Origin of the sequence: Paeniglutamicibacter sp. ZC-3 (genome assembly GCF_025847175.2) — a bacterium.
GTDB lineage: Bacteria > Actinomycetota > Actinomycetes > Actinomycetales > Micrococcaceae > Paeniglutamicibacter > Paeniglutamicibacter sulfureus.
The window spans coordinates 1-21,981 of sequence record NZ_JAOYTG010000003.1 but is presented as its reverse complement, the minus strand read 5'-3'; the positions used below and the strand labels follow the sequence as shown (position 1 = coordinate 21,981).

Genomic DNA, 21,981 nt, shown 5'->3' with positions numbered 1-21,981 from the left:
CGGGGCGGGTGGAGCTGGGTATGCCACGAGTGTTGCAGCTCACATGCCCACGGTGGGTGGCCCTTCGCTTTGCTGGCCGCACAGTTGTAAAAGATGTCCGCTGAGTGCAAAACCCCTCGGACACCCTTGGAGGCCGGTGGCGGGGTAGCGTCTTTTGGTCCGTTGTGATTCCGGATACAATTGTGGCTCCATGGGCCACAATCAAGATGATGCCGAACGGGCATCCGTTGCCGAGCAGGGACAAGACCGCGCAGTTGCGCCCGGATCCAGGCCGGCCAAGCAACTGCGCTTCAGCACCAACGGCATTCCGGCAACGAATCGGGTTGAGTTGTGGGAGCACCACAACGCCAAGGCGCTTATTCCCCTGGACATCAGGACCATTGATGAGGAGCCGCTTGAGGCCAGGGAAGTCAGCCTGGGCTACGGCTCGCTCAGGTTTGGCGGCGTCACCGGCAGCGCCCAAGTCGTGGAACGCAGCGAACGTTTCATCCGGCGGAATCCCACGGATGCGATAGCCGTCTTCTTCACGCTTCGCGGGGAGGCGCTCTTCTACCATCGCGATGGCCACGAGATCGTGAGGCCCGGCCAGGCCATCATCTGCGACGCGGACCGCCCGTTCATGCGCGGTTTCAGCAAGGGACTGAAGGAAATGGTCCTGACCATCCCGCGTGAAGAATACCTGGAACTTTCCGCGGGACAGCCGCTGCTCAAGCCCCGGATCATCGATTTCAGCCAGGGGGCGGCGTCAAATCAGCAGATGCGCGCGCTGGCCGGACTGGTTAGCTCCACACTCTCCGGGCAGCCAGGGAATCGGCCGTGTCCCGAAGGCTCCGCCCTGGACCTGCTCCAGATCCTGGTATCAGGAGGAAGCAGGGAGACCGGTGCCGGGTACCTGGCTGCGGCGCATGCCCATATCGAAGACCATTTGTGCGACCCGGAACTCGGGACGGCCAAGATAGCTGCTGCCATCGGCATCAGTGAGCGGCACCTCTCGCGCATCTTCTTAGAAGCGGGAGAGCCATCCGGCAGCTACATCAGGGAGCGGCGCCTGGAGTTGGCCCGCGGCATCCTGACCGACCCGGCCAGGCAATCGGTGCCGGTCGGGGCTGTGGCACTGCAGGTCGGCTTCGCGTCGCAAAGCTATTTCACGCGCGCCTTCAAGTCCCATTACGGCATCACGCCGTTGGCTTCTCGCCGCGAGGCGCTGTGGGGCACCTAAGGGGGTAGGTCAGGCAACGGATCTTGCCGCCGGTTCGCGGTGAAGTTGAATCAGGCCGCGGCGAGTCGTTCGGCGACTCGGGTAAAGGCCTGCTGGCCCAGGATCGCGCCCTCGCGACGGATACCCGCCTCGTGCAGGCGAATGACCCGATCCAATTTCACCTCGCTGGGACGGCCCTGCCGATCCCAGGCACCGGTGCCGATGTCCACATAGTCGCGGTCCTGGGCCTGCCCGTTGTTGCGGTCCTTGGAGGTGAGCATCAACGCCAGCAGATACTGGCCGTCGCGCCCGACCAACAACACCGGGCGGTCCTTGCCCTGCGCATGGTCCTCCTCGTAGGGAACCCAGGCCCATATGACTTCACCCGGGTCCGGGCGTCCGTCGGCGCGCGGGGAATACGCTGCGTTTACCGCACCCCGGAAGTCCCCGGGGTAGCCGCCGAACTCCCAGCTGGCGGTCTCGCCCGAGGCCGGAGACGTGGCCGGGTCCCGCCTGCGGGTCGAGGTGGAGCCGGGGCGATTGCCGGCCGGGCGGCCGGTGCTGCGCTGCTGCCTTGCCGCGCCCCTGAGGGCTGATTCGAGTGCGCGGCCCAGGAGCCTGAGGATGGAGGCGGTGTTGAACTTCATGTGGTCAAACTACCAGTTCGGGCATGCTCCTGAGTCGCAATGCGACACCGTGCCCCAAGCATGGGAGAATGGCCTGTGCGAAGTATTTTGCACCCCCCTGAACATTTTCGTCCCCCATTAGCGAGGTCCCTTACGTGTCACCCATGGCCCGCACCGCACCGGTGCCTGCCGCGACTGATCCGGCGATCATCAGAAACTTCTGCATCATCGCCCACATCGACCACGGCAAGTCGACCCTGGCCGACCGGATGTTGCAGCTCACCGGAGTCGTCTCCTCACGCGATATGAAGGCCCAGTACCTGGACCGGATGGACATCGAGCGCGAGCGCGGCATCACCATCAAGTCCCAGGCCGTTCGCATGCCGTGGGAGGTCGACGGACAGTCCTACGCGCTGAACATGATCGACACCCCCGGGCACGTCGACTTCACCTACGAGGTCTCGCGTTCGCTGGCCGCCTGCGAGGGTGCCATCCTGCTGGTTGACGCCGCCCAGGGCATCGAGGCCCAGACGTTGGCGAACCTTTACCTGGCCATGGAGAATGACATGACGATCATTCCCGTGCTCAACAAGATCGACCTTCCGGCAGCGCAGCCCGAAAAGTACGCCGCCGAGATCTCCAAGCTCATCGGCTGCGACCCGGAGGACATCCTCCAGGTTTCGGGCAAGACCGGCATGGGCGTCGAGGCGCTGCTGGACAAGGTCGTCCGCGACCTGCCGGCACCGGTCGGCGATCCGAACGCCCCGGCCCGGGCCATGATCTTCGACTCCGTGTACGACACCTACCGCGGCGTTGTCACCTATGTCAGGGTCGTGGACGGCAACCTCTCGCCGCGCGAGAAGGTCCAGATGATGTCCACCGGCACCGTCTACGATCTGCTGGAAATCGGTGTTTCCTCCCCGGAGCCAAAGCCCAGCAAGGGCCTGGGCGTCGGCGAGGTGGGCTACCTGATCACCGGCGTGAAGGACGTGCGCCAGTCAAAGGTCGGCGACACCGTCACCAACTTCGCCAAGCCGGCCGAAAAGTCCCTGGGCGGCTACCAGGACCCCAAGCCCATGGTGTTCTCCGGCCTGTACCCGATCGACGGTTCTGACTACCCGGCCCTGCGCGATGCGCTGGACAAGCTGCAGCTCAACGACGCCGCGCTGACCTACGTCCCGGAGACCTCCGTGGCCCTGGGCTTCGGTTTCCGAGTGGGCTTCCTTGGCCTGTTGCACCTGGAAATCACCCGTGAGCGCCTCGAGGCCGAGTTCAACCTTGACTTGATCTCCACCGCACCCAACGTGGTGTACGAGGTCATGACCGATGACAAGAAGCTGCGCACCGTGACCAACCCGAGCGAGTTCCCCGACGGGAAAATCCTCGAGGTCCACGAGCCGATGGTGGCCGGCACGATCCTGGCACCGAACGAATTCGTCGGCGCCATCATGGAACTGTGCCAGTCACGCCGTGGTGTCATGCGCGGCATGGACTACCTTTCCGAGGAACGCGTGGAGATCCGCTACTGGCTTCCGCTGGCGGAAATCGTCTTCGATTTCTTCGACGTGCTGAAGTCAAAGACCCGCGGCTACGCCTCGCTGGACTGGAAGGCCGACGGCGAACAGGTCTCCGACCTGGTCAAGGTCGACATCCTGCTCCAGGGCGAACAGGTCGACGCGTTTTCCGCCGTCACGCACCGCGACAAGGCCTACGCCTACGGGCTCATGATGACCCAAAAGCTGCGGGAACTGATTCCGCGCCAGCAATTCGAGGTGCCGATCCAGGCAGCCATCGGTTCACGCATCATTGCCCGTGAGTCCATCCGCGCCATCCGCAAGGACGTTTTGGCCAAGTGCTACGGCGGTGACATCAGCCGCAAGCGCAAGCTGCTGGAAAAGCAGAAGGCCGGCAAGAAGCGGATGAAGATGGTCGGCCGCGTGGAGGTTCCCCAGGAAGCCTTCATCGTCGCCCTGTCATCCGACGAGCCCAAGAAGAAGTAGCAATGCCTTCTGCCTTGCCCCTCGGGGACCCGGCGCCGTCGGACGGGTTGCTTCCGGCAACCTGCGCCGAGGGCGCCGTGGACCGGAGTTTTTCGGTCTACGTCCACATTCCGTTCTGCGCGGTGCGCTGCGGTTACTGCGACTTCAACACCTACACGGCCCACGAGCTGGGATCCGGCTCCAGCCAGGACACCTACGCCGAGGCGGTCTCCGCGGAAATCGCCTTTGGCGCGAAGGCCCTGGAGGAGTCGGGCGTGCCGCGGCGCGAGGTCTCCACCGTCTTTTTCGGCGGCGGAACCCCCACGTTGCTGCCCGCCGAGGACCTGGTCCGGGTGCTGGCCGAGATCCGCACCCAGTGGGACCTGGCGCCCGACGCCGAGGTCACCACCGAGGCCAACCCGGATTCGGTGACGCCCGAATCCCTGCAGCTGCTGGCCGACGGCGGGTTCACCCGCGTGTCCATCGGCATGCAGTCGGCGGTCCCGCACGTCCTGAAGACCCTTGACCGCACCCATGACCCCGCGCGGGTTGGCCAGGCCGTGCAGTGGGCCAAGGACGCCGGCCTGCAGGTCAGCGTCGACTTGATCTACGGCACCCCGGGGGAGTCGGTCGAGGACTGGCGCACCAGCGTGGCCACGGCCTTGTCCTACGATCCCGACCACATTTCGGCCTATGCGCTGATCATCGAGGAGGGCACCCGGCTGGCCGGGCAGATCCGCCGCGGTGAAGTCGCCAACATCGACGACGACGACCACGCCGACAAGTACCTGATCGCCGACGAGCTTTTTGCCGCCGCCGGATACAAATGGTACGAGGTCAGCAACTGGTCCAAGGACGAATCCACGCGGTGCCTGCACAACCTTGCCTATTGGCAGGGCGGCGACTGGTGGGGAGCGGGCCCCGGCGCGCATTCACACGTGGGCGGGCTGCGCTGGTGGAACGTGAAGCACCCGGCCGCCTACCAGCAGCGCATCGACGCCGGCACCTCGCCGGCGGCAGGACGGGAAACCCCTGACGCCGAGGCGCGCTACCTGGAGAAGGCGATGCTGCTGACCCGCATCGTGGATGGAATGGACACCGCGGACCTTGAGCCCGCGGGCCGCAAGGCCATTGCCGGGCTGATCGCCGATGGACTGGTGGTGCCCGAGGCGGCCTTCGCCAGGAAGGTCGTACTTACCCTGCAGGGCCGGCTGCTGGCCGATGCCGTGCTGCGGCGTTTGCTGGATTTCTAGTCCCAGGCGATTTGGCAGGGCACAAAGGAAGGTGTGGTCGGAAACCCCGAGGGGATTTCGACCACACCTTCCTTTTTGGGACGTTTCGCTGCTACCGGAAGAGGCGCAGGTTCAATCCGTAGCGGTAGGGGCGGGACTTGTTGACGTTGATTCCCGCACGCACTCCGCTGATGGTCAGGAAGAGCCAGATGGCCACCACCAGGATCGCGAAGATCCAGCCAATCCCGGGGATCATCGAGAACAGGTGCAGCACGATGGCCAGGACGGTCAGCGGGAAGGTGAAGTTCAGCGCTTCCCTGGATTCCTGGGCAGTGAACGGGCCGCGCGCCCGGAAGACCGCGTAGATGACCAGGGAGGGAATGCAGCCTAGGATCGCGCCGAAGTGGGCGATCATGGCCCATTGGCGGTCCTCGGAGGGGGTCAGGGGCAGGGGCGCGGCCGAGGAACCTTCGAATCGATCCGACTGGCTGTCGCCGCCGGGAGCATTTCGTGCCTCGTTTACCACTGCTGATGTCCTCTTCGTTGGGTTGGTTGAACCGTTGGCCAGTTTATCCCCAATCGGGTGACACCGGCGAACACGAAATGCCGTTCGTTGCGCAATTGGGACCAGCTGGCGGATTTGGCCGGGATTCCGCCTTATCCCCGATGGTCCCACGTGCCCGTTCGCGTCGGCGCGGTGATCAACCTCACGTGCAGGTGGGCGGGTCAGTGGTCCCCGGCGGTCAGGAAGTCGATGACTTCCTCGACCCGGCCCAGCAGCGACGGCTCCAGATCGGCGTAGGAGCGCACCTGGCCCAGGATCCTCTCCCAGCCCTGGGCGACATCGATCTGCTCCTGGTGCGGCCACCCCAGCCCCTTGAGGATGCCGGTCTTCCAGTCGGTGCCGCGCGGCACGACCGGCCACGCCTTGATCTTCAGCACGGAGGGGCGGATGGCCTGCCACACATCGACGTAGGGGTGCCCGACGATCAGGACGTTGCCGACAGCGCCGGGAACGCGCATCGCCTCGGCGGCGATCCTTGCCTCCTTGGTTCCTGCCACGAGGTGGTCGACCAGGATGCCGAGCTTGCGCTGCGGGGAGGGCGCGAAGGCACGGATGGCACCGGCCAGGTCATCGACGCCGTGCAGCGGTTCGACGACGATGCCCTCCACGCGCAGGTCGTGGCCCCACACCTTCTCGACCAGCTGGGCATCGTGCTTGCCCTCGACCCAGACGCGGCTGGCACGCGCCGTGCGTGCCTTCAGGTCGGTGACCATGCGCGAGCCGGAGGCGCTGCGTGCGGTTCCCTGGGGAGCCGGGGGAGCGGCGGCGGGTTCGATGATTTCCACCGGCTCACCCTCGAGCAGGAAGCCGAAGCCGGCGCGGAAGGACTTGGTGCGTCCGTGGCGGTCCTCGAGAACCATCACGCGCATGCCGCCGGATTTTTCGGTGCGAACCACCTCGCCGACCCATCCGCTTTCCACGTCCTCCAGCAGCAGGCCGCGGGCCAGCGGGACCTTGCGCAGTGTGCGTTTCCTGGGGGCGCTGATGTCCTGGGCGCCCCAGCCGTGGTAGCTCATCGTGTCACTTTCAGCTAGTGGTCAACAGGTCCCGGACCCATGTACGCAGCGGATTCGTTTGCCAGGGGCCGGGCAGCGTTCCGCCCTCCCACTGGCTGATGTGTCGAACGCGGCATCGCGGTCACGGACCAAACCATGCTAACAAGGGATGCGAAAGGTATTAGACTTAGCAGTTGAACGTGTCGAGTGCCAATGCCTGCCGTCGGGCCTCGGTGCGCGGCCGGGGGTGTGGACACTGCCCCCGGGACCATGGTGATCCGGCTTGCTGGGAGAGGTGAGAATGACCGAACCACGTAGGCTCGAAGTCCTTCGAGCCATCGTTGAGGACTACGTGCAGTCACGGGAGCCCGTTGGTTCGCGTGCCCTGCTCGATCGCCACGATTTGGGCGTCTCCGCCGCCACGATCCGCAACGACATGGCATCGCTGGAGGAGGAAGGGCTCATCGTGGCCCCGCATACCTCCTCCGGGCGGATCCCCACGGAAAAGGGCTACCGGCACTTCGTTGACCAAATCGGGGACATCAAGCCGCTCTCGGGCGCGGAACGACGCGCCATCGCGGCGCTGCTCGAGGGATCCCACGACGTCAACGACGTGCTGGAAAACACCGTGAGGCTGCTGGCCAGCATCACCCGGCAGGTTGCCCTGATCCAGGTGCCGCACTATTCGAACGCCACCGTTCGCCACATCGAATTGGTGGGACTGGGCGGCGGGCAGACCCTAGTGGTGCTCATCGCCTCCAGCGGCAAGGTCGAACAGCGCGTGATCCTGCTCCCGCCCTCCTTGGGGGAGTCGGACCTGCAGCAACTGCGCGCGGTGCTTCTCTCCGTCCTGGACGCCAAGCCGATATCCGACGTCGTCCGGCTCGCCCAGGGCGTCCCGGAACTCGTCGAGCCGCGCCTGGCGCCGGCGGTCCGTGCGTTGGCCGAGGCCCTTGGCGCCCTGGCGCGCAATTCCTCGGTGGACAGGATCCTCACCGCCGGCACCGCGAACCTGGCCCGCGCCAACCTGGATTTCCCGCTGAGCATCACCCCGGTGCTGGAGGCGCTCGAGGAACAGGTGGTGCTTTTGCGCCTCTTCTCCGAGCTCGAACAGGACGCCCACGGCATTGCCGTGGGGATCGGCACGGAAAACCAATACGGCGCCCTGACCGAGGCCTCGGTGGTCGCCACCGGATACGGTCCCGGCGAACAGGCCATGATCGGCGTGCTGGGTCCGACGCGGATGAACTATCCCACCTCGATGGCCGCGGTTCGCGCCGTCGCCCGATATCTTTCCCGAATCCTGGCCGGCTAATGCGGGTCGTAACATATTTCTTGAAGTACGAAAGGACACAGCGAGCACTGTGAGCACCCATTACGAAGTCCTGGGCGTCAGCAAGGACGCCACCGGCGAGGAAATCAAGAAGGCCTACCGCAAGTTGGCCCGTAAGCTCCACCCGGACGTGAACCCCGGCGAGGACGCGAGCGAGAAGTTCAAGCTGGTCACCCGCGCCTACGAGGTGCTCTCCGATGCGGACAAGCGCGCCAACTACGATGCCACGGGCAACGAGAACGGCAACGGCCAGACCGGATTCGGCGGCGGCGGAGGATTCGGCGGGGGTGGCTTTGGTGACATCTTCGAGCAGTTCTTCGGCGGCGGCGGGGCCCAAGGTCCTGCTTCGCGCACCCAGCGCGGCCGCGACGCGCTGATCACCGCCACCATCGACCTGGCCGACGCGGTGGCCGGGACCGTCTACCCGCTGGAGATGGAAACGGCAGTCAGCTGCCCGACCTGCGAGGGCAGCTGCTGCCGTCCGGGCACCTCCCCGGTCACCTGCACCATCTGCCACGGTGCCGGACAGGTCCAGCGCCCGGTGCGCTCGTTCCTGGGCCAGATGATGACGGTTGAGACCTGTGCCGCCTGCCGCGGCTTCGGCACCACCATCCCCGACCCCTGCATCGACTGCAACGGCCAGGGCCGCATCCGCGAACGCATTTCCAAGCAGCTCAAGGTTCCGGCCGGCGTTGCCAGCGGCACCCGCATCCACCTGGCCAGCCAGGGCGAGGCCGGCCCGGGCGGCGGACCGAACGGCGATCTTTACGTCGAGATCGAGGTCCGCCGGCACAAGATCTTCGAACGCGACGGCGTTGACCTGCACGCGCGCATGAACGTGCCGATGACGGCCGCCGCCCTCGGCGCGGACCTGGACCTGGAGACCTTCGACGGCTCCCAGGTCATCGAGGTCGAATCCGGTGCGCAGTCAGGGGACACCGTTCGGCTTCCGGGCTTGGGCGTCCCGCGCCTGCGCGGCGGCAAGCGCGGGGACATCATCGTCCACCTGCAGGTGGAGACCCCCACCAAGATCGACTCCGAACAGCGTGAGCTGCTTCAGCAGCTGGCCAAGCTCCGCGGCGAGGAATTCGCCGAGGGCCGCATGGAAAACAGCGGCGGAATGTTCTCGCGGCTGCGCGGGAAGCTGGGCAACCTGGGCGCATGAGCAACCAGTGCTTCTTCCTGTCGCCCGGTGAGCTCAAGGATGCGCGGGTAGACGCCGAGCTGCACCTGGACGGCCCCGAGGGGCACCATGCGGTAACGGTCAAGCGTGTGCGCGTGGGCGAAATGATCGACCTGGTCGACGGCTCGGGGGTGCGGGCGGTCGCCGAGGTCACCGCGACGCAGAAGGCGGCACTTGTCGCAACGGTGCGCGCCCTCGAAGCCGAGGCGCTGCAGCCGGTGGCCATCACCCTGGTGCAGGCGCTGGCCAAGGGGGACAGGGATTTGCAGGCGGTGGAGTCCGCCGTCGAACTGGGCATCGACGCGGTGCGTCCCTGGCAGTCGGACCGGGCCATCGTGCGCTGGAACGACGCGAAGGCCGCCAAGGCCCTCGCCAAATGGGAGGGCACGGTGCTCGCCGCGCTCAAGCAGTCCCGCCGCAGCTTCCTGCCCGAGGTGCGCCCGATGCTCAACAGTGCAGAGCTTGCCCGGGACATCGCCGAACGCGTCTCGGGCCCGGTTCCTGCCCTGGTGGTCGTCCTGCACGAACGCGGCACCGAGTCCCTCGCGGCCGTGGTTGCCGGGTGGCTGGAAGCCGCCCCCGTGCCGGTGCCGGACGAATCCGGGACGCGACAGGAGATCCAACTGGTGGTGGGACCCGAGGGAGGGATCTCCGATGCCGAGCTCGACCGCTTCACCGCGGCCGGAGCCAAGGTGGCCCTGCTGGGAAGCCATGTGCTTCGCGCCTCCACGGCCGGCCCTGCCGCACTGGTGCTCACCCGGCACCTGCTGGGCCAGCTCTAGGACACCAAGGATCCCCCCCGTTCCCCGCTGGAATTTTTCCGGCGGGGAACGGGGGGATCTTTTTGTGCTGGTGGGGTTCCCGCCAAGCGCCAGGGGTGCAAGGCCTAGTGCTTGACGGTGAAGTCCTTGGACTCGGTGCCGGAGCGGCCGCCGGTCTGCGCGTCGACGCCCCAGGCCGTGAACGTGTATTCGCCGGGGGCCAGCACATAGCTGAAGGAAAATTCGTTGTGTCCCAGCGCATCGCCGCCGGTGTGCAGTGCACCGGAGGCCACAACGGTGTCCTCGTCGCCGGATTCGGCGCGGCGGGTGATTTCCCAGAATTCCCCGCCGGAGAACATCGCGCTCACGCCGTGGAAGGTGACCTGGCCGGCCTTCTGTGTGGATCCGAATTGTGGGTCGATGATCCACAGCGGCGCGGCCAGCGCGGTGTCGCGCCCGAAGTCGTGGTCCAGGGTGATGTGGTCAAAGGCCTCGTAGCCGGTTTCGCCGTCGACGAGGATCCGCACGGTGGGTTCCAGTCCCTCGGTGAGGATTCCGGCGTTCGACGCGGCCGCGGTGGCCGTGAACACCAATTGGGCGATGGAACGTTCGGCCAGTCCCTCATCGACGTCCGAGCCGAAGGCCTTGGCCGAAAGGTCCAAGGTGATGACGTTGTCGGGGCCGATTGAGGCGCCGACGGACGAGCTGGGGCGCCAGGCGCTGAAATAGCGGGGGTCCGCCGGCTCTTGGGAGAGCATGTAGCGCACCGAGTCGGCGATGGGGTCGGCCGCCTCCTTGACGCGAACGAACTCCCGGTACAGGGAGACGGTTCCGTCGTTTTCCGCCAACCAGTACACCGGGATGTGTGCGGTGGTGTTCAGTGATTCCATTTCCACGCTCGGCAACGGCGCAGGAGACTGCACGCTGGTTGCCGCTTTAGGCATGGAATACCGCTCGCCCGGTACGCCCAGCCCGCACGCGGCCAGGGCACCAAGTGCCACAGTCATCCCCAGCACCGCAAGGCGGGAACGGGGGGACCGGCTGGAACGGGACATCGGAATACTGGGCTCTCTGCAGGAATCTGGGGCGAATGGCTGGACCGGCATGGCGGGGGATTGCCGTGGGTCCTTCCCCAGCTTGGCATAGGTTGACGACCGGTAGGGCGGGATATCCGCGATTCGCGTGGACTGTTGCCTGATTGATATGTATCGATGCAAGTTGTGCCCCAATCGTTGCCTTCCCAATTTGCAAACCATTCGCTATATGGTTTCTTGGCCGCACGCCCGTGCCGCCACACGGGTAGTCCTGGTCGGCACTTCCAAGTCCCGAAGCTTCCATCCACGATAGGATTGGATAAGTGCAGGGAACCCTGGCCGCGGAACGACCGCAGGCGCCATTCGCCGGCACGGAATGCGGAGGCTTCAACAGTCATATGGACCAACAATTGAACCAAGTGGGCCAGCCCCGGGGAACCGACGCCCTGGTCCAGTTCGACAGTTCGGACCAAATGGTCGCCACGCTCGGTGCGCACGATGAGCTGCTGCGCGTGATCACGGGAGCCTATCCGCTGGCGGAATTGCACGTCCGCGGCAACGAGCTGAAGGTCAGCGGCGATGCGGTCCAGGCCCACAAGGCCCTGCGCGTGATTTCCGAGGCCCGCACGCTGGCCGGAAACGGCACCCGCATTTCCGCCCAGACCATTGAGCAATTGGTGCGCATGCTGGAAAGCACCGGCGCCGACGAGGCCCAATCGGTGCTGGGCCTGAAGATCCTCTCGGGCCGCGGCAAGGCCATCCGCCCCAAGACCGTGAACCAGAAGAGCTACGTCGACGCGATCGACGAGAACACCGTCATCTTCGGCATCGGCCCCGCAGGCACCGGCAAGACGTACCTGGCCATGGCCAAGGCGGTCGCCGCGCTGCAGGCCAAGGAAGTCAGCCGCATCATCCTGACCCGCCCGGCCGTCGAGGCGGGGGAGAAGCTCGGCTTCCTGCCCGGCACGCTCACCGACAAGATCGACCCCTACCTGCGCCCGCTCTACGATGCGCTGCACGACATGATCGAGCCCGACTCGATGCCCAGGCTCCTGGCCGCCGGCACCATCGAGGTCGCGCCCCTGGCCTACATGCGCGGGCGCACGCTCAACGACGCCTTCATCATCCTGGACGAGGCGCAGAACACCACGCCCGAGCAGATGAAGATGTTCCTCACGCGGCTCGGCTTCGGGTCCAAGATCGTCGTGACCGGTGACATCACCCAGGTCGACCTTCCCGGCGGCACCAAGTCCGGGCTGCGCGTGGTCACCGAGATCCTCGAGGGCGTTGACGACATCGCCTTCTGCGAGCTCGACGCCAGCGACGTGGTCCGCCACCGGCTGGTGGGTGCCATCGTCGGCGCCTACGAACGCTGGACGGTGCGCCAGGACCCCAATTTCAACCGGTCCCAGGCGCGTGCCCGCCGTCGCGCCGGCACCTCGAAGAACCCCGAACACGCGGCCGAAAAGAAACAGCAGGGCCCCGCGCCCGAAAACCAGGAGCAATCCCCATGAGCGTAGAGGTCAACAACGAATCCGCGGTTGCGGCGGACCTGGAGCGCGTCAGCGCGCTGGGACGCCATATCCTGGCGGAACTCTATGTGCACCCGGAAACGGACGTCTCCATCATCCTGCTCGACGAAGAGCCCATGAGCGCGCTGCACGTGGAGTGGATGGACCTCGAAGGCCCCACCGACGTGATGAGCTTCCCCATGGACGAGCTGCGCCCCGGCGTCCCCGGCTCGCCCACGGAGGCAGGCATGCTCGGTGACATCGTGATTTGCCCGCAGGTCGCCACCACCCAGGCCCAGGCCCAGGGGCACTCCGTGGAGGACGAGATCCTGCTGCTGACCACCCACGGCATGCTGCACCTGCTGGGCTTCGACCATGCCGAGCCGGAGGAAAAGGAGATCATGTTCTCCCTCCAGCGCCAACTGCTCGAGGACTTCCTGGGCCGCCCGGCTCCCCGGGAGACGATGGACTAGTGACCGCGGTCATTCTCGCGCTCAGTGCGCTGGTCTTCATCCTCAGCGCCGCGCTGCTCACGGCCGCCGAATCGGCCTATCTCTACCTTTCGCGGCAGCAGGCCGAAGCCCTGCGCAACGACTACGCCTCGCCGCACCTGGCGAACATCCTCGCCGATTCCCAAAGCCACACGCACGCGGTGCGCTTCTGGCGGATCTGGTTCGAGACCGCCTCCGCGGTGGCAGTCGCCATCCTCTACCTGGACCGCCTCGGCAACATCTGGCTGGCCGGGCTGTTGGCCACCGTCACCATGGCGGCGGTCAGCTTCGTGCTGGTCGGGGTGTCTCCGCGACGCCTGGGACGCAGCCACGCCGACACCGTCGTGCGCTACACCGCGCCGTTGATCCGCTTCCTGCGCGTGGTACTCGGGCCCATCCCGACCTGGCTGGTGGGCATCGGCCAGGCCATGAGCCCGCGCTCGGTCGCCGAGGAGGATGGCTTCCTGTCCAAGGAACGCCTGCGCGATCTTGTCGACAGGGCCACGGAGGGTGACGCGCTGGAGGACGAGACGGCGGAAATCATCAACTCGGTCTTCGACCTGGACGACACCTACGTCCGTTCTGTCATGGTGCCGCGCACCGAGATGAAGACCATCGACAAGGGCGAAGGCCTGAAGGCCGCGATGGACTTGTTCCTGGCCTCGGGTTGCTCGCGCGTCCCGGTCATCGGAGAGGACACCGATGACATCCTTGGCATCGTCTACCTCAAGGACGTGGCCTACAAGCTGCACCTGAGCCCGGAGAGCACCGACAAGGTCGAGGATCTGGCGCGCAGGGCACGCTACGTGCCGGAGTCCAAGTCCGTGGCCGAGCTGCTGCCCGAGCTGCAGCAGGAATCCACCCACATGGCCATTGTCATCGACGAATACGGCGGAACGGCCGGCCTGGTCACCCTCGAGGACCTCATCGAGGAAATCGTTGGCGAGATCGACGACGAGTACGATCGGCAAAAGGTCGACATCGAGGAGGTGGGCGATGGCAGCTTTGTGGTGCGCGCCCATACCTCCATCGACGAACTCGGGGAGCTTTTCGACATCGACATCGACGAGGACGAAGTCGACTCGGTGGGTGGACTGCTGGGAAAGGTGCTCGAATCGGTGCCGGTGCTCGGATCCCACGCCACGTTCGAAGGCATCGAAATGAAGGTCCTCTCACTGAGCGGCCGACGCAACCGGATCGGCAAGATCCTGGTGCGCAAGGAAACAACACCACCCACGACCGGCGAACAATCCGCCGCCAAAGATGCAGGGCATCACAAGGAGCAATCATGAGCCGGAACATCAAGAAGCCACAGATGCTGCCCACCGGAGGCTGGCCCGAGGACTTCCGCGCCGGATTCACTTCCTTCGTGGGCCGCCCCAATGCGGGCAAGTCGACGCTGACCAACGCGCTGGTGGGGCAGAAGGTGGCCATCACCTCCTCGAAGCCGCAGACCACCCGCCACACCATCCGCGGCATCGTGCACCGTGAGGATTCGCAGCTGATCCTGGTCGACACCCCGGGCCTGCACCGCCCGCGCACGCTGCTGGGCCAGCGCCTGAACGACCTGGTTGCCGACACCCTCTCCGAGGTCGACGCGATCGGCTTCTGCCTGCCGGCCAACGAGAAGATCGGCCCCGGCGACAGGTTCATCGCCGCCCAGCTGGCACAGCTGCAGAAAAAGCCCATTGTCGCGATCGTGACCAAGGCCGACACCGTTGACCGCGCGGCGCTGATGGCCCAGTTGATGGCAGTCACCCAGCTGGGCGTCGAAACCCTGGGCGAAAGCGGTTGGGCAGCAGTGGTCCCGGTGTCCGCCACCGGGGACTTCCAGGTCTCCGAGGTCGCCGACGTGCTGGTGGCCCAGATGCCGCTGTCCCCGCCGTTGTACCCGGATGGGGAGCTCACCGACGAGCCGGAAGCGAAGATGGTTTCCGAGCTGATCCGCGAGGCCGCCCTGGAGGGCGTACGCGACGAGCTGCCGCACTCCCTGGCCGTGGTCGTGGAGGAAATGGTTCCCCGCGAGGGACGCCCGGAGGACAGCCCGTTGCTGGATGTGCGGGTGAACCTGTACGTCGAGCGCTCCAGCCAAAAGGCCATCGTCATCGGCAAGGGCGGGGCACGGCTGCGCGACGTGGGAACGCGTTCGCGCAAGGCCATCGAGGCGCTGCTTGGCACCCGGGTGTACCTTGACCTGCACGTGAAAATCGCCAAGGAATGGCAGCGCGACCCCAAGCAGCTGGGCAAGCTCGGCTTCTAGTCCTGCAGCCCACCTGGATATTCGGCCCCGTGCGCAGCCACCCTTTCGGGGGACCGTGCACGGGGCCGTTGCGTGGGCCGGCGCGGCCTACCTGGCGATCCGGCCCACGATCATCCGCGCCAGCAGCCTGTCAATCCCTGGCAGGTGAGTGGCCCGGATGATCCACCGGCGCAGTAGCCGGTCGGTCCTGTTGGCGGGAAGGAACGACGAGGCGGCCCGCCTCCCGGAGGCTTGCGCCACGTCCACGAGGGGTTTCCACCGTCGCTCGAATTCCGCCAGGGCCTGGCCGATCCCCGCCGCCGAGTCCACCGGGCCCAGCACGTCACCCAGCAGGGCCCCGGCAATGGCCAGCGAGCCGCCTTGGCCCGCAAGCCACGACACCGCAGCGCACGCGTCCCCAATCAGCACGGTCCGTCCTCGGTGCCACCCAGGCATGACGACCCCCGCGACGACGTCGTCGTACGGATGCTCGGGACACAATTCCAGCAGCCGTCCACCGAACCGAAAACATGCCCTGCGCGCCGTCCCGGGTCAGGAATGTCAACCGCACGGCCGACAGATGCCGTCACGGGAGGCAACCGCAGCTCGTGGGCACGCAGGACCCCCCCCGCCCTGCTGGACAGTGCGGCACCGGCGGGCGCACCGGGAACACACTGGCCAGCCTGCTCTTCCCTCGGCGGTTCGCCGTCCACCGGGTCATTGGCCGCGATGGCCCACAGGGCAGCTAAGGGGCAGGCCCAGGCCACACGATGTCCGGCATTTGACACATTTATCCGTCAACTCACATTCGGTGTTCGTGCGGTGATATGTTGGATTAATGCATTTCGGACTACTTCTACTAAGCCGCCGCGGCGAGAACCAAACAGGACTCTAACGCGTCCTTCGGCCGACCCCTCGCTGCGGAGTCACCCACTGTCCCGGCTCACTTTCTCACCATCAAAGAAAAGGCCCCTTGAAATGCTGAACCTGCAAAAGCCCTCCGGAATGCCCGTCCACAAGTATGTGCCGTTCCAGGACCAGATCCACGTCTCCCTGCCTGACCGCACTTGGCCGGACAAGTACATCACCACCGCCCCGCGCTGGTGCGCAGTTGACCTGCGCGACGGCAACCAAGCGCTGATCGACCCGATGAGCCCCGAGCGCAAGCACAAGATGTTTGACCTGCTGGTGAAGATGGGCTTCAAGGAAATCGAGGTGGGGTTCCCCTCGGCCTCGCAGACCGACTTCGACTTCGTCCGCCAGCTCATCGAGCGCGGCATCCCGGACGACGTGACCATCCAGGTCCTCACCCAGTCCCGCGAACACCTGATTGAGCGCACCTACGAGGCGCTCGAGGGTTGCAAGCAGGCCATCGTGCACCTGTACAACTCCACCTCGGTGCTCCAGCGCCGCGTGGTGTTCAACCAGGACCAGGACGGCATCGTCGACATCGCCCTGACCGGCGCGCGCCTGTGCAAGAAGTACGAGGAGCAGCTGGTCGGCACCAAGATCACCTACGAATACTCACCGGAGTCCTTCACCGGCACCGAGCTGGAGTTCGCCAAGCGCATCTCCGACGCCGTGGCCGAGGTCCTGGAGGCCTCCCCGGAAAACAAGATGATCCTGAACCTGCCGGCAACCGTGGAGATGGCCACCCCCAACGTGTACGCCGACTCCATCGAGTGGATGCACCGCAACCTGGCCAACCGCGACTCGATCGTGCTGTCCCTGCACCCGCACAACGACCGCGGCACCGGCGTCGCCGCCGCCGAGCTCGGCTACCTGGCCGGCGCGGACCGCATCGAGGGCTGCCTCTTCGGAAACGGGGAGCGCACCGGCAACGTCGACCTCGTCACCCTGGGCATGAACCTCTTCGGCCAGGGCATCGATCCGATGCTCGACTTCTCCGACATGGACGAAATCCGCCGCACCGTCGAATACTGCAACCAGCTGCCCGTTGCCGAGCGTTCCCCCTACGGTGGCGACCTGGTCTTCACCGCCTTCTCCGGCTCCCACCAGGACGCCATCAAGAAGGGCTTCGAGTCCATGGAGGCGGACGCGAAGGCGGCCGGCAAGACCATCGACGAGATCACCTGGGGCGTGCCGTACCTGCCGATCGACCCGAAGGACATCGGACGCTCCTACGAGGCAGTGATCCGCGTGAACTCGCAGTCCGGCAAGGGCGGGGTCGCCTACCTGCTGAAGAACGAGCACTCGCTGGATCTGCCGCGCCGCGCGCAAATCGAGTTCTCCGGGGTCATCCAGCGCAAGACCGACGGCGAAGGCGGGGAAATCTCGGCAGCCGAGATCTGGAACGTGTTCCAGGACGAGTACCTGCCGGTCACCGAGGGCTCGGACGCGCAGGAGTGGGGCCGCTTCAAGCTGGGTTCGGCCACCGCCGAGACCGCCGAGGACGGAAGCTTCGCGCTGACCGCCACGCTGCTCATCGACGGGGTCCCGCACCGCCGCACCGCGGCCGGCAACGGCCCGATCAACGCACTGGTCAACATCCTGGGCAACGAGGGCGTGGACGTGCGCGTGCTGGACTTCACCGAGCACGCCTTGTCCGAGGGCGGCAACGCCGCCGCCGCCGCCTACGTCGAGGCCGCCGTGGGCGAGCGCGTGCTCTGGGGCGTCGGCATGGACACCAACACCACCATGTCCTCGCTGAAGGCAGTCATCTCCGCGGTCAACCGCGCGGTGCGCGACCAGGCCTAGGCATGCCAAGCGGCGGCGGGTGCACCTTCGGAAACCCCGGAGGATGCACCCGCCGCCGCATTTCTCTGGGATCATGGACTACGTGTCACGTTCAACCTTTGCAGCAAAGAGCTACCGCACCCGCGGCATCGTCTTGCGCACCCACAAGCTCGGCGAGGCCGACCGAATCATCACCCTGCTGAGCCCCGAGCTCGGGGTGGTGCGCGCGGTGGCCAAGGGTGTGCGGCGCACCAGTTCCAAGCTGGGGGCCACGCTCGAGCCGTTCATGGAGGTCGACGCCCAGATCGTTGCCGGACGCTCGCTGCACACCATCATCCAGGCCCAGCTGCGCCACCCCTACGGCCAGGCGCTGGTGGCCGACTACTCCGCCTACACCGCCGGGGCCGCAATGCTGGAGACCGCCGAGCGCCTCACCGACGCCGACGCCGAATCCATAGCCCCGCAATACCGCCTGCTGCACGGCGCGCTGGCCACCCTGGCCCGCGGCGGGCACGAATCCGGTACCGTGCTGGACTCCTACCTGCTGCGCGCGCTGGCCACCGCCGGCTGGGCGCCCAGCTTTACCCATTGCGTCCGCTGCGGCGCGATGGGCCCCCACCAGGCCATCAACATCCCGCTGGGCGGTGTGGTCTGCCATGACTGCCGGCCCGCCGGATCAATGTCCCCGTCACCGGCTACGGTTTCCCTGCTTGCAGCCCTGCTCGAGGGCGACTGGGCAGTGATCGACGCGGCGGACGGGGCCACCCGCGCCCAGGGCGCGGCAGTGGTGGCCAACTACCTGCAATGGCACCTTGAACGAGCAGTAAAATCCCTCAAACTCGTGGAGCGACAATGAGCAAAGCCCCCAAGATCACCGGCAAGCCCGGGCCCAGCGTTCCGGCGCTGCGGCCGCAGGACGCGCCCATGCCCTACATCCAGCCCGAGCTCATCCCGCAGCACGTGGCCATCGTGATGGATGGCAACGGCCGCTGGGCCAACGCGCGCGGGCTGCCGCGCACCGAGGGTCACCGCGCCGGCGAGGCCGCGCTGCTGGACGTCATCGCCGGGGCTGTGCAAATGGGCATCAAGTACGTCTCGGTGTATGCCTTTTCCACAGAGAACTGGAAGCGCAGCCCCGAGGAGGTTCGCTTCCTGATGGGCTTCTCCCGCGACGTGCTGCGCCGCCAGCGCGACACCCTCAACGAATGGGGCGTGCGCATCCGCTGGGCCGGACGCGAGCCGCGGCTCTGGCGAACAGTGGTCAACGAGCTCAAGGCCGCCGAGAAACTCACCGCCGGCAACCAGACCTGCCAAATGACCATGTGCGTGAACTACGGCGGGCGGGCCGAGATCGCCGATGCGGTGAAGGCGATCGCCGAACAGGTCGCCGCCGGGACGCTGAAGCCCTCGCAAATCTCGGAGAAGACGGTGGCCAGGCACCTGGACGAGCCCGAGATGCCGGATGTCGACCTGTTCCTGCGCACCAGCGGCGAGCAGCGCACGTCCAACTTCCTGCTCTGGCAGTCCGCCTATGCGGAAATGGTGTTCATCGACGAGTTGTGGCCCGACGTCGACCGCACGACCCTGTGGGATGCGGTGCGCGAATACGCCAGCCGCGACCGCCGGTACGGGGGAGCGGTGGACAAGCCGGCCATCGCCGGGGACGCGGCCGCCAACGCCTGAGAGAACGCGCTCAGCGTTGCCCGTCGTCGGCGCACGGCCCGGGCTCCGGCAGGTAGCCGGCGCCCCAGCGGTCCATCGCCGCATAGGCTGCAGCCCTCGGCTCGGGCAGGGATGAGAACACGTCGTGCATGGCCCCGTGGAGGATCGCGTTGGTGACCTCGCTGCCCAGTTTCAGGGAACGCTCGCGCACCACGTTGACCTCGATGACACTGTCGTTGTGCAACATGGCCTCGTCGAAGCTGGTGCCCAGGTGCGTTGACTTCGAGGTCAGCACCAACACCGGGACCTTGATGTCCAGGCCCCTGGCCACCTCCCGGTGCCCGGCCATCACCGCGGTGATCCAGCCGGCGGTCGTCGGGAAGGCAATCGGCGGGCGCCAGCGTGGATGCAGATCCCAGGAGCCATTGCCCTGCCGGGACAGCGAGCGCCAGTAGTTGTCCAATTCCGGCAGGTGCAGCTTGGCCCGGGGCCGTAGTCGGGCAATGGGCTCGACCACGCCCTGGGCGGCGTAGCGCACCAGGTAGCTGCCCTGCATCTCCAGCCACGGACTGTTCAGGATCAACGCGTCGAAGGCCTCCGGGTGCCGGTTGACCCACAGGCTTGTCACCAGCCCGCCGGTGGAATGCGCCAGGCAGATGCCCGTCGCGTCCGCGCCTTCGACGGAACGGATCATCTCCAGCGCCGCGTCCAGGTCCGCGTCGTACTCGTTCAGGGACGCGGTGAATCCGGGGTTCAGGTGGTGTGCGCGCAGGCTGCGACCGTAGCGGCGCAGGTCCAGCGCGTAGAACGCGTAGCCACGATCGCTCCAATACCGGGCCAGCTCGGCGTTGTAGAAGTAGTCGCTCCAGCCGTGGACGGCCAGCACGAAGCCGACGTGCCGCCCTGCCGTCGCCGACGTGCCGTCGGTGGATGCTTCCGGTGCCAACGGTCCGGGCCACAGTGCGCCCAGTGCGCTGCGCAACCGGGAGCCAAGGGCGGGACGTGCATGCGCGGGTGCAGGGGTCGGACGCAGGTGGCGCACCAGGGTGGCGCACAGCTCGCCTTCGTCGTCCTCGCCCAGCGGCAGGGTGGTGTAGCTGAAGCCCTCGCCCAGGATGTCCGGCTCCCAGGTGCCCGGAAGGGTGGTTGCGCTGTACTCCGGCCACGTTGCGCTGGGATCGTCCGGAAGCGGTGGTGCGGGTCCGGAGCCGAGGGAGGAGGCGTGCGACATGTGTTGAGCATAACCAACTTGAAGTTGTTTGGAGCCGTGGATGCGGGAAGACTAGGAGTCATGCGCATATATCCCACGATTTTCCGTCTTGTTTTCACGAAGATGGACCCCGAAAAGGCTCACCACTTTTCCTTCGACGCCCTCCGGTGGGCAGAGAAGCTCGGGGTGTCTGTCATCGCGCGGAAGCTGTGTGCCCCGGACCCTGCGCTGCGCCGCACCGTGATGGGGATCGATTTCCCCTCGCCCTTCGGCCTGGCGGCGGGCTTCGACAAGGAGGGGGCAGGCATTCCTGCCCTGGCCGACCTTGGCTTTGGCCATGTGGAGGTCGGAACCATCACCGGTGTCGCCCAGCCGGGCAACGAGAAGCCCCGGCTTTTCCGCCTCGTGGAGGACAAGGCGGTCATCAACCGCATGGGGTTCAACAATGACGGGGCGCGCGCGGTGGCCCCCCGCATCCGCGCCGCACGGCTGCGCCTGGGCACCCGCTTTGGCGCCGGCCGCCCGGTCATCGGCGTGAACATCGGCAAGACCAAGACCGTGGAACTCGATGACGCCGTCTCCGACTACCTGGTCTCCACCCGTGAACTGGCCGCCCACGCCGACTACCTGGTGGTCAACGTGTCATCGCCCAACACCCCGGGGCTGCGCCTGTTGCAGGGCGTCGAGACGCTGCGGCCGCTGCTGAGCGCGGTTGGCGCCGAGGCCGACCGCGTCGCCGGACGCCACGTCCCGCTGCTGGTCAAGATCGCCCCCGACCTCAACGACGACGACATTGCCGACGTCGCCACGTTGGCCACCGAGCTGGGGCTTGACGGCATCATTGCCACCAACACCACCATTGCCCGCGAACCGCTGGTCTCCGACGCGTTCAAGGTTGCCGAGATCGGGGCCGGCGGACTCAGCGGCGCACCGTTGAAGGCCCGCTCGCTGGCGGTTCTGCGGGTGCTGCGCGAAAAGGTCCCGGCTGAAATGGCGATCATCTCCGTGGGCGGGGTCAGCACCGGGGACGATGTCATCGAGCGCCTCGAGGCCGGCGCGGACCTGGTCCAGGGCTACACCGCGTTCCTCTACGAGGGGCCGCTATGGGTCCGCGGCATCAACAAGGCGCTGGCAAAGGCACAGGCCCAGGGCAGGTCCCTGGCCAGGAAGTAGGCGCATGCGCCGAGCGGGGCGCCTTCACCGATCAATCGGCGAAGGCCCCCGACTCCGTTTGGGCCGACGGGCGGGGGAGCGAGGGTGCGCGT

General features: G+C 66.5%; 20 protein-coding genes. 14 read left to right on the top strand and 6 right to left on the bottom strand.

Translation table 11 applies throughout. The features are described from left to right. Positions 1 to 190 precede the first annotated feature (190 nt). Positions 191 to 1,219: an AraC family transcriptional regulator gene (locus tag OIU93_RS04730; protein ID WP_264268936.1), complete on the top strand. Its 1,029-nt coding sequence runs from the start codon at positions 191 to 193 to the stop codon at positions 1,217 to 1,219. Between the two features lie 50 nt (positions 1,220 to 1,269). On the opposite strand, the gene OIU93_RS04725 is transcribed toward OIU93_RS04730, so the two are convergent. Beyond that, positions 1,270 to 1,845, bottom strand: coding sequence for a type II toxin-antitoxin system PemK/MazF family toxin (locus tag OIU93_RS04725; RefSeq protein WP_264268935.1), 576 nt, complete (start codon positions 1,843 to 1,845; stop codon positions 1,270 to 1,272). A gap of 134 nt (positions 1,846 to 1,979) precedes the next feature. Between OIU93_RS04725 and lepA the strand changes: the two genes are divergently transcribed. Together lepA and hemW are read left to right on the top strand one after the other, a co-directional pair. Beyond that, on the top strand, positions 1,980 to 3,824 hold the full coding sequence (lepA, locus tag OIU93_RS04720; RefSeq protein ID WP_264268934.1) for a translation elongation factor 4: 1,845 nt from the start codon (positions 1,980 to 1,982) through the stop codon (positions 3,822 to 3,824). A 2-nt stretch (positions 3,825 to 3,826) separates the two neighbouring features. Then, positions 3,827 to 5,056 (top strand): radical SAM family heme chaperone HemW, encoded by a 1,230-nt coding sequence (gene hemW / locus OIU93_RS04715; RefSeq protein WP_264268933.1) that lies wholly within the window; start codon positions 3,827 to 3,829, stop codon positions 5,054 to 5,056. Positions 5,057 to 5,147: 91 nt separating this feature from the next. On the opposite strand, the gene OIU93_RS04710 is transcribed toward hemW, so the two are convergent. Both OIU93_RS04710 and OIU93_RS04705 read right to left on the bottom strand, forming a co-directional pair. Beyond that, positions 5,148 to 5,561 carry a DUF4870 domain-containing protein gene (locus tag OIU93_RS04710; protein ID WP_264268932.1) on the bottom strand — a complete coding sequence of 138 codons (414 nt, stop codon included), beginning with the start codon at positions 5,559 to 5,561 and terminating at the stop codon, positions 5,148 to 5,150. A gap of 200 nt (positions 5,562 to 5,761) precedes the next feature. After that, positions 5,762 to 6,616 carry a DUF3097 domain-containing protein gene (locus tag OIU93_RS04705; RefSeq protein ID WP_264268931.1) on the bottom strand — a complete coding sequence of 285 codons (855 nt, stop codon included), beginning with the start codon at positions 6,614 to 6,616 and terminating at the stop codon, positions 5,762 to 5,764. Positions 6,617 to 6,896: 280 nt separating this feature from the next. Here OIU93_RS04705 and hrcA point away from each other — a divergent pair, with 280 nt between their 5' ends. The 3 genes from hrcA to OIU93_RS04690 are packed head-to-tail and all read left to right on the top strand — an operon-like array spanning position 6,897 to position 9,893. Beyond that, on the top strand, positions 6,897 to 7,910 hold the full coding sequence (gene hrcA / locus OIU93_RS04700; protein WP_264268930.1) for a heat-inducible transcriptional repressor HrcA: 1,014 nt from the start codon (positions 6,897 to 6,899) through the stop codon (positions 7,908 to 7,910). Positions 7,911 to 7,959: 49 nt separating this feature from the next. Further along, positions 7,960 to 9,093, top strand: a complete 1,134-nt coding sequence (gene dnaJ, locus OIU93_RS04695) for a molecular chaperone DnaJ (protein WP_264268929.1) — start codon at positions 7,960 to 7,962, stop codon at positions 9,091 to 9,093. Continuing rightward, complete coding sequence (locus OIU93_RS04690) at positions 9,090 to 9,893, top strand: 16S rRNA (uracil(1498)-N(3))-methyltransferase (protein WP_264268928.1); 804 nt, start codon at positions 9,090 to 9,092, stop codon at positions 9,891 to 9,893. The genes dnaJ and OIU93_RS04690 overlap by 4 nt, the downstream gene beginning before the upstream one ends. Positions 9,894 to 9,997: 104 nt before the next feature. Here the strand turns inward: OIU93_RS04690 and OIU93_RS04685 are convergent, their stop codons facing one another. Further along, positions 9,998 to 10,879 carry a GerMN domain-containing protein gene (locus OIU93_RS04685; RefSeq protein WP_264268927.1) on the bottom strand — a complete coding sequence of 294 codons (882 nt, stop codon included), beginning with the start codon at positions 10,877 to 10,879 and terminating at the stop codon, positions 9,998 to 10,000. 425 nt (positions 10,880 to 11,304) lie between these two features. On the opposite strand from OIU93_RS04685, the gene OIU93_RS04680 reads away from it, so the two are divergent. Genes OIU93_RS04680 through era form a run of 4 tightly spaced genes read left to right on the top strand, consistent with a single transcriptional unit; the run spans position 11,305 to position 15,168 of the window. Beyond that, entirely contained in the window at positions 11,305 to 12,420 is a 1,116-nt protein-coding gene (locus OIU93_RS04680) for a PhoH family protein (RefSeq protein WP_264268926.1), read from the top strand. Beyond that, positions 12,417 to 12,890, top strand: a complete 474-nt coding sequence (gene ybeY, locus OIU93_RS04675) for an rRNA maturation RNase YbeY (RefSeq protein ID WP_264268925.1) — start codon at positions 12,417 to 12,419, stop codon at positions 12,888 to 12,890. Before OIU93_RS04680 ends, ybeY begins: the two co-directional genes overlap by 4 nt. Further along, positions 12,890 to 14,200 (top strand): hemolysin family protein, encoded by a 1,311-nt coding sequence (locus OIU93_RS04670; protein ID WP_264268924.1) that lies wholly within the window; start codon positions 12,890 to 12,892, stop codon positions 14,198 to 14,200. The genes ybeY and OIU93_RS04670 overlap by 1 nt, the downstream gene beginning before the upstream one ends. After that, positions 14,197 to 15,168: a GTPase Era gene (gene era / locus OIU93_RS04665; protein ID WP_372342869.1), complete on the top strand. Its 972-nt coding sequence runs from the start codon at positions 14,197 to 14,199 to the stop codon at positions 15,166 to 15,168. The genes OIU93_RS04670 and era overlap by 4 nt, the downstream gene beginning before the upstream one ends. Before the next feature lie 87 nt (positions 15,169 to 15,255). Here the strand turns inward: era and OIU93_RS04660 are convergent, their stop codons facing one another. Beyond that, on the bottom strand, positions 15,256 to 15,576 hold the full coding sequence (locus tag OIU93_RS04660) for a hypothetical protein (protein WP_264268923.1): 321 nt from the start codon (positions 15,574 to 15,576) through the stop codon (positions 15,256 to 15,258). 549 nt (positions 15,577 to 16,125) lie between these two features. Between OIU93_RS04660 and leuA the strand changes: the two genes are divergently transcribed. The 3 genes from leuA to OIU93_RS04645 all read left to right on the top strand — a co-directional run bounded on the left by leuA (position 16,126) and on the right by OIU93_RS04645 (position 19,527). Further along, the gene (leuA, locus tag OIU93_RS04655) at positions 16,126 to 17,865 is read left to right on the top strand and encodes a 2-isopropylmalate synthase (RefSeq protein ID WP_264268922.1); all 1,740 of its coding nucleotides are present in this window, start codon (positions 16,126 to 16,128) and stop codon (positions 17,863 to 17,865) included. A gap of 82 nt (positions 17,866 to 17,947) precedes the next feature. Next, positions 17,948 to 18,700 carry a DNA repair protein RecO gene (gene recO, locus OIU93_RS04650; RefSeq protein ID WP_264268921.1) on the top strand — a complete coding sequence of 251 codons (753 nt, stop codon included), beginning with the start codon at positions 17,948 to 17,950 and terminating at the stop codon, positions 18,698 to 18,700. Then, a complete protein-coding gene (locus OIU93_RS04645) occupies positions 18,697 to 19,527 on the top strand; it encodes an isoprenyl transferase (protein WP_264268920.1) in 831 nt (276 codons plus the stop codon). Before recO ends, OIU93_RS04645 begins: the two co-directional genes overlap by 4 nt. A 10-nt stretch (positions 19,528 to 19,537) precedes the next feature. Here the strand turns inward: OIU93_RS04645 and OIU93_RS04640 are convergent, their stop codons facing one another. Continuing rightward, the gene (locus OIU93_RS04640) at positions 19,538 to 20,737 is read right to left on the bottom strand and encodes an alpha/beta hydrolase (RefSeq protein WP_264268919.1); all 1,200 of its coding nucleotides are present in this window, start codon (positions 20,735 to 20,737) and stop codon (positions 19,538 to 19,540) included. A gap of 60 nt (positions 20,738 to 20,797) precedes the next feature. Between OIU93_RS04640 and OIU93_RS04635 the strand changes: the two genes are divergently transcribed. Then, on the top strand, positions 20,798 to 21,889 hold the full coding sequence (locus OIU93_RS04635; RefSeq protein ID WP_264268918.1) for a quinone-dependent dihydroorotate dehydrogenase: 1,092 nt from the start codon (positions 20,798 to 20,800) through the stop codon (positions 21,887 to 21,889). Positions 21,890 to 21,981 lie beyond the last annotated feature (92 nt).